This is a genomic window from Nostoc sp. UHCC 0252 (assembly GCF_034931145.1).
Lineage (GTDB): Bacteria > Cyanobacteriota > Cyanobacteriia > Cyanobacteriales > Nostocaceae > Nostoc.
Genome location: NZ_JAYGHE010000001.1, coordinates 214,365 through 228,171 on the forward strand (window position 1 = coordinate 214,365; position 13,807 = coordinate 228,171).

Here is a 13,807-nt window from a genome sequence, read left to right on the forward strand (position 1 = left end):
TACTTAGGCCCTAAACCTACAGCACCAGCATAAACGGCGCGATCGCCTAGTTCATCTTCAATTCGCAGCAAGCGATTATATTTAGCTACCCGTTCGCTGCGACAGAGGGAACCTGTTTTGATTTGACCGGCACGGGTTGCTACAGCTAAATCAGCGATCGTTGTATCTTCCGTTTCACCAGAACGATGGCTAATTACTGAACGGATACTGTTACGAGTTGCCAAATCAATCGTTTCCAAGGTTTCGGTAAGAGAACCAATTTGATTGAGTTTAATCAAAATGGCGTTAGCGGCTTTTTCCTGAATGCCTCTTTGCAAGCGTGTGGCGTTAGTCACAAATAAGTCATCCCCTACCAATTGCACCCGCGAACCTAACTTTTGGGTGATCAATTGCCAACTTTGCCAATCTTCTTCGTGCAAACCATCCTCAATCGAAACAATTGGATATTGATCGACAAGTTGTCCTAAATAATCAATAAACTCAGCCGGGGCGTGAGGTTTACCATCGTAAACATACTGACCATTTTTGTAAAATTCGCTAGCGGCTACATCCAAAGCCAAAGCTACTTCTTCTCCTGGCTTGTAACCAGCTTTTTTAATAGCAGCAACCAGCAATTCCAAAGCCACCTGATTAGATTCTAGGTTCGGGGCAAAGCCGCCTTCATCGCCTACACCAGTAAGCAAACCCTTTTCATCTAATACCTGGCTGAGGGTAGCAAACACTTCTGCACCCCAGCGCAATGCTTCCCGGAAGGAAGCTGCGCCAATTGGGACAATCATAAACTCTTGAAAATCTACGTTATTTGATGCGTGTGCGCCACCGTTAATCACATTCATCAACGGCACTGGGAGCAAATTCGCCAAAGGGCCGCCCAAATAGCGATATAGAGGAATATCTAGAGATTCAGCGCCAGCTTTGGCTGCTGCTAGGGAAACCCCCAAAATCGCATTAGCCCCCAAACTGGATTTGTTAGGAGAACCATCTATGGCGATCATCGTGCGGTCTAGGAGTTCTTGGTTGAGGGCATCCAAGCCTAGTAATTTTGGTGCAAGTGCTTCCTTGACGTTTTGGACTGCCTTGAGTACGCCTTTTCCCCCATAACGGCTTTTATCGCCATCACGCAGTTCGTGAGCCTCAAAAGAGCCAGTAGAAGCACCACTGGGAACCTGCGCTAGTCCGACAACACCATTGGCTAAATGCACTTCGGCTTCAATTGTCGGTCTACCGCGTGAATCAAGAATTTCACGGGCTGCGATCGCCTCAATTGCAGTATCTAGAAATTTACTCATCTGTAATTTATCCTTTATTGGAGTGTGTTACGCACCCAGTCCAGTTACCTAACTCAATCGCTAGCTTATGCTGTTAAGAGACTTTATTGGCTGAGATTAAAGAAGATTTCCATTGTATGGATAGGGAGCAACACCAGAAATGGTTAAGGGAATGTTTATTTAATTCTTCCCCTGATGGCATTTCTACCTGAAGACTGTCAGCTAGGTAAAATGTTTGCAGAGAATAACACTAAATCAATTACACAGAAAAGGTCAATATGCGATTACTACATACAATGCTGCGAGTGGGCAACCTGGAAGAATCCTTAAAGTTCTACTGTGAACTTCTGGGAATGAAATTACTCCGCCGAAAAGATTATCCAGGGGGAGAATTTACCCTAGCTTTTGTTGGCTACGGTGACGAAAGCGATAACGCGGTAATTGAACTAACCTACAACTGGGGGGTGGAAAAGTACGAATTGGGTAATGCTTACGGTCACATTGCCCTTGGAGTTGATGATATTTACGCTACCTGTGAGGAAATTCGCAATCAAGGCGGTAAAATAGCACGCGAACCAGGGCCAATGAAACATGGTTCAACAGTAATTGCTTTTGTGGAAGATCCAGATGGATATAAAATTGAACTGATTCAACTAGGATCTCAAGGATCGGCAGCTAAACAGGAATCACAAGAGCAACTTGTGAGCCAGTGATTCTTATAAAGGATTTCCCAAAAAATAAATTATCGTTAGGGTGGAATTTCACTTACTTAAGCTGGATTTAGATCCCCGACTTCTTGAAGAAGTCGGGGATCTGGGCAGCAAGTTTTGCTTAAGAGCAAGACGCGCGAGACTTTTCGCTTTTTGCCTCCGCTTTTTAGGCGGGTTAGGGCATATCCTCCGTATTCCTAAGAGCGTAGGCGTAGCCGTCGTAGGGATCGCTCCAATAACATCATCAGGCAAAGTCCGTTCATAACAGTGATTTAGTTTTAAATTAGAAAATAGGTAATGGATTAAACTATCACAAAATTACTAATCCTAAAATTGCCACCAGAGATACACGCGGATATACGCTGAGAATGTTTGGATAATTAAGAACTGGGGACTGGGGAAGAAGCAAGGGAGCAGGGGGACAAGGAGAATAACTATACCCAATTCCCAATTCCCAATTCCCAATTCCCAATCTCCCATTCCCAATCCCTAAACTAAAAATCAAAGTTCCAAAATTCTAAAGATGCAACCTACAGATCCAAATAAATTTACTGATAAAGCCTGGGAAGCAATTGTTAAATCTCAGGATATAGTCCGTGCTTATCAACAACAGCAACTAGATGTTGAACATTTAATTATTGCCCTGTTAGAAGAACCCACAAGTCTAGCAATACGTATTCTGGCTCGATCTGAGGTCGATCCAATCCGCTTCCAACAGCAGCTAGAAGCCTTTACCCAACGTCAGCCCAAAGTTGGTAAAAGCGATCAGCTTTATCTTAGCCGTAGTCTAGATGTTTTACTAGACCGAGCCGAGGAAGCTAGAGTCAGGATGAAAGATTCCTACATATCCGTGGAACACATACTTTTAGGCTTTGCTGAAGACGATCGCATTGGACGAAAGATCCTCAAAAGCTTTAGTGCGGATGCAGCTAAACTAGAAGCTACGATCAAAGCCGTTCGCGGTAGTCAAAAGGTAACAGATCAAACGCCAGAATCGCGCTATGAAGCCTTACAAAAATTTGGTAGAGATTTAACAGAACAAGCAAAAGCTGGAAAACTCGACCCAGTAATTGGGCGAGATGACGAAATTCGGCGGGTAATTCAAGTATTATCTCGTCGGAGCAAGAATAACCCCGTCTTGATTGGTGAACCTGGCGTAGGTAAAACTGCGATCGCAGAAGCTTTAGCACAACGGATGGTAAACGGTGACGTTCCCGAATCTCTGAAAAACCGCCAACTGATCTCTTTAGACATCGGTAGTTTAATTGCTGGGGCAAAATTGCGAGGAGAATTTGAAGAACGCCTGAAAGCTGTCCTCAAAGAAGTTATGGATTCTAACGGCCAAATTGTCCTATTTATCGACGAACTACATACCGTAGTCGGTACAGGTTCCAGCCAACAAGGGGCTATGGATGCCGGAAATCTGCTCAAACCAATGTTGGCGCGGGGAGAACTGCGTTGCATTGGCGCAACTACCCTCGACGAGTTCCGCAAACACATCGAGAAAGACGCTGCTTTAGAACGTCGCTTTCAACAAGTATTTGTCGATCAGCCAAGTGTGGAAAATACTATTTCCATTTTGCGGGGTTTGAAAGAACGCTATGAAGTGCATCACAACGTCAAAATTTCTGATTCGGCTTTGGTAGCAGCAGCAACCCTGTCAGCGCGTTATATTAGCGATCGCTTCTTACCAGATAAAGCCATCGATTTGGTGGATGAAGCCGCAGCACAGTTGAAAATGGAGATTACCTCCAAACCAGCCGAATTGGAAACCATCGATCGCCGCCTCATGCAGTTAGAAATGGAAAAGCTGTCATTAGCTGGCGAAGAAAAGGGTACTGCCCAAACTAAAGAGCGTTTGGAGCGCATCGAGCAAGAAATCGCCAATTTAACCGAAAAACAGCAAATATTTAATGAGCAATGGCAAGGTGAAAAGCAGATATTGGAGGCGATAAGCGCCTTAAAGAAAGAAGAAGATGCGCTGCGAGTGCAAATTGAACAGGCGGAACGTGCTTATGACTTAAATAAAGCTGCTCAACTGAAATATGGCAAATTGGAAGGAGTACAGCACGAGCGCGAAGCCAAGGAAGCGAGTCTTTTAGAAATTCAAAACCAAGGTTCCACGTTGTTGCGAGAACAAGTTACCGAAGCCGATATTGCGGAAATCGTCGCCAAATGGACAGGAATTCCCGTCAATCGCTTATTGGAATCAGAACGGCAAAAATTGCTGCAACTAGAAAGTCATTTACATCAACGAGTTATTGGGCAAGAAGAGGCTGTAGAAGCTGTAGCAGCAGCCATTCGCCGCGCCCGTGCGGGGATGAAAGATCCCTCGCGTCCCATTGGTTCATTTTTGTTCATGGGCCCCACAGGAGTGGGCAAAACCGAACTCGCCCGTGCTTTAGCTCAGTTTCTCTTTGATTCTGATGATGCCTTGGTACGCTTGGATATGTCTGAGTATATGGAAAAACACTCAGTTTCTCGGTTAGTGGGTGCGCCTCCAGGATACGTAGGCTATGAAGAAGGTGGTCAGCTTTCCGAGGCAGTTCGCCGCCGTCCTTACTCAGTGGTGCTGCTGGATGAAGTGGAAAAGGCGCACCCCGATGTGTTCAATATTTTGTTGCAGGTTTTAGATGATGGGAGAATTACTGACTCTCAAGGAAGGACGGTAGATTTTCGTAACAGCGTTATTGTGATGACCAGTAACATTGGTAGCGAACATATTTTGGATGTATCTGGTGATGATTCCCAGTATGAAACGATGCGGAAGCGGGTAATGGAAGGTTTGCGATCGCATTTCCGCCCAGAATTTCTCAACCGCGTCGATGATATTATTCTCTTCCATACCCTAAATCGCACCGAAATGCGGCAAATCATCCGTATTCAACTCAAGCGAGTAGAAAATCTCCTGCGCGAGCAAAAAATCTTCTTTGAGATATCCCAAGCAGCTTGCGATCACCTTGTAGAATCAGGTTATGACCCAGTTTATGGTGCGCGTCCACTCAAACGCGCAATTCAGCGAGAAGTAGAAAACCCCCTCGCCACCAAGTTATTGGAGAATACTTTTATCTCTGGAGACACGATTATCATTGACAAAAATGAAAATGGTCTGTCTTTTAGCAAAAAAGTGGTGTTGAAGGTGTCAGTGCCACAGATTGCTACATAGTCAGAGGAGGCGATCGCTACATGAGTTTATATTTAGTAATTTATGTGCGATCGCTATTAATTTAAGCTGCTTAAAATTGAGGCTTAATATACAAATCCCATACTTCTTTTAAGCACCTTGCATCTGATTCAGAAACTTGCCCGATCTTGGCTAGCAACAAAGATTGGTCTAGACAATCCAATCGAGATAGACGCACAGTTGAAGCAACACGCAAACCACTTGCAGCCCAATCATTCAAAGGTACATCAGTTTGTGTGCGAGGTTTGACAGATGTGACTACTGCGGTTACTACATCATTTCCATCTAACCACAACACAAGTATTGGACGTTTTTTAAAACCTCCACCGCTAGTAAATGGAATATCTGCTACCCAAAATTCACCGGCTTGGATAGTCGTCATAAAGTCCTTCGTCTTGTGGTGCGTAGCCGTTCAAAAAAGCATCATGGCTGCGGGTGCTTTTGGTTTCTTCCGCTTTTTGTTGGATGGTAATTACCCAGTGCCCTGTAGTTATATTTTCCAGTATTGATTCTGGGAGATTCAATTTTTCCCCTGGTTTTAGTTCAATTTCATAAGTCAGAGTAGTCAATTCATTTTGCATAACTGCTAGTTAGGATTTTCATAATGTTAGTGTAATTTAATTTAGGAGCGATCGTTGTTGATTTTAGTTAGTCTTTTCAGTCTAAATGAAAAGGCGATCACTATTGGAAAATTGCTTAGAATAATGTTTCTATCAGCGCTGATGTTGTTAATGTTAAAGACATGAGATCAGCGTCTAATACCAATCACCTTCAATAAACCTATCCAAGCCTGAGTTAATTTCTCCCATCCGAATTTTTGCAACATACTGTCAATAACTTGTTTGTTCTGAGATTTGGACATATCTATCACAAATTTAGGATTGATTTCAGCAGCTTTATTGATACTGTCAAATCCTTCTTTACGACGACCCAATTTTGTCAATATAATGCCTCGATTGTACCAAGCCTCGTGTTTATCTGGTTTAAATTTCAGTGCTTGTTCGTAGGATGCGATTGCTTCTTCATACCGTTCTAAATTCATTAATGCATTGCCCCGATTGTTCCAAGCTTGATGGTAATCTGATTTAAATTTCAGTGCTTGGTCGTAAGATGCGATCGCTTCTTTATTGCGTCCTAATTTGTCTAGCGCATAGCCCATATTGTACCAAGCATCTTGATAATCTGGTTTAAATTTCAGTGCTTGGTCATAGGATGCGATTGCTTCTTCATACCGTCCTAAATTTCTTAATGCAATACCCCGATTACTCCAAGCTACATAATCATCTGCTTGAATTTTAAGTACTTCGTCAAAAGAAATGATTGCTTCTTCATAGCGTTGTAGATTATCACATAGAACAACACCTCTGTTGTTCCAGGCTTCACAATAATTAGAGTTAATTTTCAGTGCTTGGTCGTCCGATGCAATTGCTTCTTCATACCGTCCTAAATTCCTTAATGCAATACCCCGGTTACTCCAAGCGTGGTATTCATTTGGTTGAAATTCCAGTGCTTGATCAAAGGATGCGATCGCTTCTTCATTACGTCCTAAATCCTTGAGCGCAATGCCGCGATTGTGCCATATTGTGTGATCATCTGGTTTAATTTGCAGTGCTTGGTCACAAGATGCCAGCGCTTCCTCATAGCGTCCTAAAGTCCATAACACACTGCCTCTGCTATCCCAAACTTTGCCCTCATCTGGTTTAATGTACAGTGCTTGGTCATAAGATGCCAGCGCTTCCTCATAGCGTCCTGAATTCTCTAGTGCAATGCTTCGGTTGTACCAGGCTTTGTCGTCATCTGGTTTAAATTTCAGTGCTTGGTCGAAGGATGCGATCGCTTCTTCATAGCGTTTTAGGTAATCACATAACACAGCGCCTCGGTAGATCCAAGTTTTGTAGTAATTAGGTTGAATTTTGAGAGCTTGGTCGTAGGATACGATCGCTTGTTCATATTCCTTAGCAGCAAATAGTAAATTTCCCAGTTCAAATAGTAAACTTGCCCGGCGATTCTCTGGCTGATTTTTTTCAGTCAGCAAGTCTTGAATTTCTATGATTTTCTCAATTCTTTGTTCTGGGCTGAGTTTCAAATATTTCTCATAGTCTCCTTCCAACAGCAAGCGATTTGATTCTTGTTCTACTACTTCTGGCGTTGTCGGTAATTCAAACACCCCAGAACGCCAATCAAAAAAATCTGGTGAGCGATGAATAAAATAGTTGATAGAAAATGAACGCAAAAGAAAAACAAAGCTAATGGGAAAATCATCTCTAAAGCGTTCTCGCTGTTGGTTTAAGTGATTTAAAATATGCGGAACACTGGTTAAATTACTAAATTGTCCTTCGGTAATTTCGCCAAAACTTCTTTTTTCATATTTGTATAAAGAATATTCCAGACCTTTAATCAATAAAATATCAACTTGCTTGTCTTTAACAAACTCTGCGACTGGCTGATATAAATTATCAATCGCTTCAACTAACGGCAAAACGGCAATATTTTTTTGTGGAATCTCCTGGGGAAGTTTGACAATGAACTTGTCTGCTTCCCCAGGCGTACATTGGACAAAAAACAAACCAAATCCTGATTTTCGCCTCAGTGCGCGAAGCAAATCTTGATAAGCTTCTTCTGGTTCTGCGGGTAAATCATCATCCCAATCACTTAAATTTGGGTTCATGCAAGTTTCGCTACGGCTTCTTTAAATTCTGGAATTCCTTGAATCAATGGATGAATATCATACCAACGCTGCATTTCTCCATCATCATCCAAATAGCGGTATTCTAAAAGACAACGGTTATACATCAAACTCCGATACAAGTCATCATTAATAATGCGCTTAGAACAAGACACTTCCGCTAACAAACACCATTGATGATTTTCCACAGCGCGGCGATAAGTATCTCTGGCTTGAGTAATTGCTCGTCGCACTGCCTTTTCTGAAACAGGTAACTCTTCAGTGCGTCCAAAGGCATCTTGAGTTAACAATAGCAAATTCCTCACATGACCTCCACTCATTAAACAAAGTCTGTCTAAGGTTTGGGGACTGTCGAAAATTTCCGTTTCTAGTGATAGTTCTGGTGCAATTTGCCGGACTCGCTTGTTAATTACTTCTTTAACTTTTTTGAGTCCTGGCTGGTAAACTTCGCCCTTGAGAGTGTTTACCATAATCATTGGCAAAATTTGGGGGTCGCCGTAGATATCTCTGAGGTCTGTTGCCCTTGTAGAATAGACCATTGAAATAGGGACTGTGTAAATCAAATGGCAATCTAAAGCTTGGAGTTGTTCGCTACGGTCTAAAAAGACTTCTTCATAGTTGGTGCGTTCTCCGTCCTTGACTAACACCATCCGGTCTAAGTTATCGACAATTACCGCCAGTTTCTTGTAACCATTAGGTAAGTGCTGTTTTGCATCCACCAGAAACTCATTTAACACTTGAATTAAAGTGACGGTGTAAGGATCGATTTTTTGGCGAATCTTCTGGCGTAATTCAGGAACAGCCCTTAAATTTGCGGTCAATTTGGCAAATTGAGTTAGCTGTGCTTCTACTCCCAGACTTTCAAATTCTATGGGAGTTTGCGCCAAATCTTTCAAATCTTCCCAACGACCTTTCAACCAGTCGAGTATAGGACGAGGACTAGCAATCTCTTTTAAATCTTTGAGCAAACGGCGGGTGCAGGCGAGGAGTATATCTGTATATTGGGCATCTTCCGAATCGATATCTTCTTCATCAGCAGCAAAATACACAACATAAAATTCCCGATTTTCTAAATATTTCTTTAATCTGAGTAATTCTGTAGACTTCCCCGCACCCCGATGGCCAGAATACAATTGGCAAGTATTTGTATCTGCTAATCGCATCCGATTTCCCAACTCTTGTTCAATATCCGCATCTCCGCGCACATCCTGACAATCTACATATTTTGGGTCGCCTGCGGGTAAGGGTTCAAAGGGGTTAAAGGCATTGTAGAGTTTTGCGAGTAAGTCAGAACTATTAACCATAGGTAAAAAATATAGCAATGATGCTCATAATAATGGAGATTATAAAAAATTGAGGTGCTTGGCAAAAGAACAAAGCATTAAAGGTATAACCTAGCACTAGTAAGGCTTTAGCCATCGAAGCAAGGTGCTGTTATTTTCATTAGTTTTGCGGGAATCCTAGTAATTATATACCCACCAAATTAATGAATCCATCAGGTTAGGTAGGCAGTATTTATGCAACTCATCACCTCCTTAGATATTAGAAATTCGGAATATTTATCAAAAAATCGGCTGATTAGTTATCACCACCAGTTGCGTCTAATTTTTGCGCTGGGTACTCAGGTAAAAAATGTTCTGGAAATTGGGATTTTTAATTCTCTGTTAACAGACATGTTGAAGAACAATGGATACAACGTCACTACTGCTGATATCGATCCCAACCTGAAGCCACAAATAATTTTGGATTTGACCACAGATTTTTCATTACCCAAAGATAAATTTGATGCGATTGTCTTGTTTCAAGTGCTGGAACACTTACCTTATGAACAGTCAGAAGAAGCGCTGAAAAAACTCGCAGAAGCAACAAATAAATTTTTGGTGATTTCGATTCCTTATTGCACTCAATACTTGTCAATTCAGATCAAAACCTCTTTCTCAGGCAGGCCAAGGCATTTGTTATTCAATGTGCCAAAATTCTGGAGTACAACGCCAGTATGTGACGAGCATTACTGGGAAATGGGTTTGAAAAGATATCCCAAAGAGCGGATTTTAAACTCTGTTGCCAACGCTGGGCTAACTGTCAAGCAAGAATTTATCGATCCTAATTATCCGTATCACTATTTTTTGGTGTTGGAAAAAAACTAACAATACTTAAATGGCAGTCTCAACTAGGCTGATTAACCTGCGTTGAAAATCGGGAGTAGGGAAATCCGAATCAGAAAATGGGGGCAAACAATCCTCAAAAAAGGTGCGATCGCCTAAGCTATGCTTTTAAAATCCTAATTGGTATCATGCCCTTCTGTGTTCTCCGGGTTTATCCTGGAAAGCAGAGGGCTAGGTTGTATTAGCCACTATCATCATTTCAGATACTAACATCGGAAATTACCAATTATGCTAGAACAAGGCACTATCAGTATTCATACTGATAATATTTTCCCGATCATTAAGAAGTCTCTTTACTCAGATCACCAAATCTTCTTGCGGGAACTGGTATCCAATGCTGTAGACGCTATCCAAAAGCTGAAAATGGTATCCCGCGCCGGAGATTACGCTGGAGAAATCGGCGAACCGGAAATTGAAATTGCCATTGACAAAGATAAAAAAACTCTCTCCATTTCCGATAACGGTATCGGGATGACCGCAGATGAAGTTAAGAAATATATCAATCAGGTTGCCTTCTCTAGTGCTGAAGAATTTATTCATAAGTATGAAGGCAAATCAGATCAACCCATAATTGGCCACTTCGGTCTTGGTTTCTACTCTTCCTTCATGGTGGCGCAAAAGGTAGAAATTGATACCTTGTCCTACCAAGAAGGAGCGCAGGCGGTTCACTGGACTTGCGATGGTTCTCCAGCTTTCACCCTAGAAGATTCGTCCCGGACAACTCGCGGTACTACTATTACCCTCAGCCTGGAAGGAGAAGAGGAGGAATTTCTAGAGTCTGCACGGATTAAGAATCTTGTCAAGACTTATTGCGATTTCTTGCCAGTACCAATAAAACTCGACGGTGAGGTAGTAAATAAGCAAAAAGCACCGTGGCGAGAGTCTCCAAGTAATCTGAGTCAAGAAGAGTATTTAGAGTTTTACCGCTACCTGTATCCTTTTCAGGAAGAACCTCTGTTGTGGGTGCATTTAAATACTGACTATCCCTTTATCATCAACGGGATTCTGTATTTCCCCAAAATGAGGCCGGATGTAGATGTTACTAAAGGGCAGATCAAGCTATTTTGCAATCAAGTTTTTGTCAGTGACAACTGCGAAGAAATTATTCCGCAATTTTTGATGCCGATGCGGGGTGTGATTGATAGTACCGATATTCCGCTAAACGTATCGCGGAGTGCCTTGCAAGGCGATCGCACCGTGAAGCGAATTGGTGACTACATTGCTAAAAAAGTAGGCGATCGCCTCAAAGAACTTTTCCGCGATAATCGTGAACAATACATCAGTGCTTGGAAAGACCTCGGAACCTTTGTAAAATTCGGCGTTCTCAACGACGATAAATTCAAAAAGCAAATCGAAGATATCATCGTCTTTCGCACCACCGCCAAGCTGACAGAAAAAGTTTCGGTTGAAACTCCAGTGGTTGAAGTCCAGTCTTCAGACGGCGATGCTTGGCAAGATGTGACTCCTTCGCCCAGTGCTGAAAACTCAACACCCACCGCACCTTACACCACACTGAAAGAGTATCTAGAACGCAACAAAGAACGTAACGAAAACCGGGTTTTCTACAGCACCGATGAAACAACCCAAGCTACATACATAGAACTACACAAAAATCAAGGCTTGGAAGTCCTATTTATGGACTCCTTCATCGACACCCACTTTATCAACTTCCTAGAGCGGGAATATCAGGATGTCAAGTTTACGCGGGTAGACTCAGATTTAGATAATACCCTGCTAGAACAAGATAAAGCTACGGAAATTGTCGATCCCAAGACGAACAAAACCCGCAGTGAGACGATTAAAGAGTTATTTGAGAAATCTCTCAACAAACCCAAACTCAACATCCGTACCGAAGCTTTGAAATCAGACGATCCTCAAGGTACACCTCCTGCGATGGTGCTTTTACCAGAGATTCTTCGCCGCCTGCGAGAAATGAACGCCATGATGCAACAGGGGACAGCAGAGTTTCCTGAAGATCACATTTTGCTGGTGAATACTGCTCACCCGCTAATTCAAAATCTGGCAAATCTGAACCAAGGTAGTATTATCCAAGGTGACGGTCAATCAACTACCGATCAGTTAGTGAATTTGATTTGCCAACACGTCTATGATTTAGCGCTGATGTCTCAGAAAGGCTTTGACGCTGAAGGAATGAAATCTTTCGTCGAGCGATCGAATGAGGTACTAACAAAGCTGACGGAACAAGCTAGTAAATAGTTGGGAATGGGGAATTGGGAATGGGGAATTGGGAATGGGGCATGGGGCATGGGGCATTGGGAATTGGGAATTGGGAATTGGGAATGGGGCATGGGGCAATAATTCTTCTTCCCCTGCTCCCTGCTCCCTGCTCCCTGCTCCCTGCCCCCTGCTCCCTGCTCCCTGCTCCCTGCTCCCTGCTCCCTGCTCCCTGCTCCCTGCCCCCTGCCTCTTCTCCCCACTTCTGTTGTCTAAGACATAGAATGGAAAGGCTGTATTAAAATAACAATCTGGAGATAGTTGCTATGTCTCGTCGCTGTGAACTAACTGGTAAGAAGGCAAATAACGCTTTTGCTGTTTCCCACTCCCACCGTCGCACAAAACGCCTTCAGCACGCCAATCTGCAAGATAAGCGGGTTTGGTGGGAAGGCGGAAATCGCTGGGTAAGATTAAAGCTATCTACTAAAGCAATCAAAACCCTACAAATTAAAGGGTTAGAAGCAATGGCAAAAGAAGCTGGTATTAACCTGAATCATTACTAAGTAACGTGGGATTTTAGAACCGGAGACTATGTACGGGAGACAGGATAAGCGGCTTTGGCCGCTGTTCATCCTGGTTCCCTACGAATATCACACTGAAGTTAGGCGGCTCATTACCCAAAATTAATTACGAATTACGTACAGCCCTTTGGGCATGAAAACCGCGTAGCGTGCCGGAGGCTCTATTACGAATTACGAATTATTCCTGTTGTATCTGCTTTTGTACCCAAAGACGAAAAGCTTTGAGGGTTGAATTTCTGCCTGCTGTTGTACTTTGCTCAAGATATTGGGGAATCGCCTCAACTAGGTTAAATCTAGGAAAATTCAGGCTTTGCTGAGACTCTACATAATGCCCATCTTGCAGAACATTAATTTGGAGCTTTCCTTTATCAAAACGCCAAAGCTCAGGTACTTTTAAAGCTTCATAAATATTAGGATGAGTACGAGAAGTAATATCAATTTCTAGAGCTAAATCTGAAGGAGGATCTACTGTTAAATCTAGTCGCTTCTTGCCGCGAATCTTAGATTCATTTTTTATATAAAAACACTGATCTGGTTCTATACCTTGAGCCGTTGCTTGGTTTTTGAAAGTGGTAGAACCAAGGCATCTAAACTCAATATCTAATTCTTCCAGAAGCGCTTTGACTAAATCGCTAATAATTTCTTTATCGTCTTCATGTTCTGGCAGTGGTGCCATAATCTCCAATATTCCCCTGTCATAAGCAATTCGTGCTGCACGGTGTTCCCCCAAATCTTCTAGAATTGTTTCCAATTCCTGCCAGGTTACATCTCGCAATAACACTCTTTGTCCTGGTGGAACATGGATGCGCTTTAATTCCAACAACATCATCTTCACTCCCAGTAGCTTATACCTGCATTTAGCTTACTCTAGTTGACTAATGCACTGCGACAATTTTTGCTGCGATATCGCCACAGTTTAAAGAAAAAACCTCTGGAATCCCCAGAGGTTTTGGTTCCTGATTTAGTTTCTAGTTGTTACTACAATTTGTCCTTAGTCATTTCCCGATAAAGAAGCAAATTATTTTATTTGACTAGAGA

At 42.5% G+C, this 13,807-nt stretch carries 11 protein-coding genes; 5 read left to right on the forward strand and 6 right to left on the reverse strand.

What is annotated here, in order from left to right; genetic code table 11:
• A partial coding sequence (gene eno / locus VB732_RS00840; protein ID WP_323228921.1) for a phosphopyruvate hydratase occupies positions 1–1,289 on the reverse strand: 1,289 nt, incomplete at its 3' end.
• Between the two features lie 257 nt (positions 1,290–1,546).
• Here eno and gloA point away from each other — a divergent pair.
• A complete protein-coding gene (gloA, locus tag VB732_RS00845) occupies positions 1,547–1,981 on the forward strand; it encodes a lactoylglutathione lyase (protein ID WP_185580330.1) in 435 nt (144 codons plus the stop codon).
• Positions 1,982–2,501: 520 nt separating this feature from the next.
• Positions 2,502–5,144: an ATP-dependent chaperone ClpB gene (clpB, locus tag VB732_RS00850; RefSeq protein ID WP_323228922.1), complete on the forward strand. Its 2,643-nt coding sequence runs from the start codon at positions 2,502–2,504 to the stop codon at positions 5,142–5,144.
• 70 nt (positions 5,145–5,214) lie between these two features.
• Here clpB and VB732_RS00855 read toward each other — a convergent pair whose 3' ends face one another.
• The 4 genes from VB732_RS00855 to VB732_RS00870 all read right to left on the reverse strand — a co-directional run bounded on the left by VB732_RS00855 (position 5,215) and on the right by VB732_RS00870 (position 9,152).
• Positions 5,215–5,544: a type II toxin-antitoxin system PemK/MazF family toxin gene (locus tag VB732_RS00855; protein WP_323228923.1), complete on the reverse strand. Its 330-nt coding sequence runs from the start codon at positions 5,542–5,544 to the stop codon at positions 5,215–5,217.
• Positions 5,522–5,743: a hypothetical protein gene (locus VB732_RS00860; protein ID WP_323228924.1), complete on the reverse strand. Its 222-nt coding sequence runs from the start codon at positions 5,741–5,743 to the stop codon at positions 5,522–5,524. The genes VB732_RS00855 and VB732_RS00860 overlap by 23 nt, the downstream gene beginning before the upstream one ends.
• 167 nt (positions 5,744–5,910) lie before the next feature.
• The gene (locus tag VB732_RS00865) at positions 5,911–7,830 is read right to left on the reverse strand and encodes a tetratricopeptide repeat protein (protein ID WP_323228925.1); all 1,920 of its coding nucleotides are present in this window, start codon (positions 7,828–7,830) and stop codon (positions 5,911–5,913) included.
• Positions 7,827–9,152 (reverse strand): ATP-binding protein, encoded by a 1,326-nt coding sequence (locus tag VB732_RS00870; RefSeq protein ID WP_323228926.1) that lies wholly within the window; start codon positions 9,150–9,152, stop codon positions 7,827–7,829. Before VB732_RS00870 ends, VB732_RS00865 begins: the two co-directional genes overlap by 4 nt.
• Before the next feature lie 213 nt (positions 9,153–9,365).
• On the opposite strand from VB732_RS00870, the gene VB732_RS00875 reads away from it, so the two are divergent.
• From VB732_RS00875 to rpmB, 3 genes are all read left to right on the forward strand, one after another.
• Positions 9,366–9,995 carry a class I SAM-dependent methyltransferase gene (locus VB732_RS00875; RefSeq protein ID WP_323228927.1) on the forward strand — a complete coding sequence of 210 codons (630 nt, stop codon included), beginning with the start codon at positions 9,366–9,368 and terminating at the stop codon, positions 9,993–9,995.
• Positions 9,996–10,241: 246 nt separating this feature from the next.
• Positions 10,242–12,230, forward strand: a complete 1,989-nt coding sequence (gene htpG / locus VB732_RS00880) for a molecular chaperone HtpG (RefSeq protein ID WP_323228928.1) — start codon at positions 10,242–10,244, stop codon at positions 12,228–12,230.
• Positions 12,231–12,514: 284 nt separating this feature from the next.
• Entirely contained in the window at positions 12,515–12,751 is a 237-nt protein-coding gene (gene rpmB / locus VB732_RS00885) for a 50S ribosomal protein L28 (RefSeq protein WP_323228929.1), read from the forward strand.
• A gap of 196 nt (positions 12,752–12,947) precedes the next feature.
• On the opposite strand, the gene VB732_RS00890 is transcribed toward rpmB, so the two are convergent.
• Positions 12,948–13,595: a Uma2 family endonuclease gene (locus VB732_RS00890; protein WP_323228968.1), complete on the reverse strand. Its 648-nt coding sequence runs from the start codon at positions 13,593–13,595 to the stop codon at positions 12,948–12,950.
• Positions 13,596–13,807: the final 212 nt, after the last annotated feature.

Bases quoted from the DNA above. Each gene is read 5' to 3' on its own strand.
- VB732_RS00860 (WP_323228924.1), bottom strand. From the start codon at position 5,743: ATGCAAAATGAATTGACTACTCTGACTTATGAAATTGAACTAAAACCA.
- rpmB (WP_323228929.1), top strand. From the start codon at position 12,515: ATGTCTCGTCGCTGTGAACTAACTGGTAAGAAGGCAAATAACGCTTTT.
- gloA (WP_185580330.1), top strand. From the start codon at position 1,547: ATGCGATTACTACATACAATGCTGCGAGTGGGCAACCTGGAAGAATCC.
- VB732_RS00890 (WP_323228968.1), bottom strand. From the start codon at position 13,595: ATGTTGTTGGAATTAAAGCGCATCCATGTTCCACCAGGACAAAGAGTG.
- clpB (WP_323228922.1), top strand. From the start codon at position 2,502: ATGCAACCTACAGATCCAAATAAATTTACTGATAAAGCCTGGGAAGCA.
- VB732_RS00865 (WP_323228925.1), bottom strand. From the start codon at position 7,830: ATGAACCCAAATTTAAGTGATTGGGATGATGATTTACCCGCAGAACCA.
- VB732_RS00870 (WP_323228926.1), bottom strand. From the start codon at position 9,152: ATGGTTAATAGTTCTGACTTACTCGCAAAACTCTACAATGCCTTTAAC.
- VB732_RS00855 (WP_323228923.1), bottom strand. From the start codon at position 5,544: ATGACGACTATCCAAGCCGGTGAATTTTGGGTAGCAGATATTCCATTT.
- VB732_RS00875 (WP_323228927.1), top strand. From the start codon at position 9,366: ATGCAACTCATCACCTCCTTAGATATTAGAAATTCGGAATATTTATCA.
- htpG (WP_323228928.1), top strand. From the start codon at position 10,242: ATGCTAGAACAAGGCACTATCAGTATTCATACTGATAATATTTTCCCG.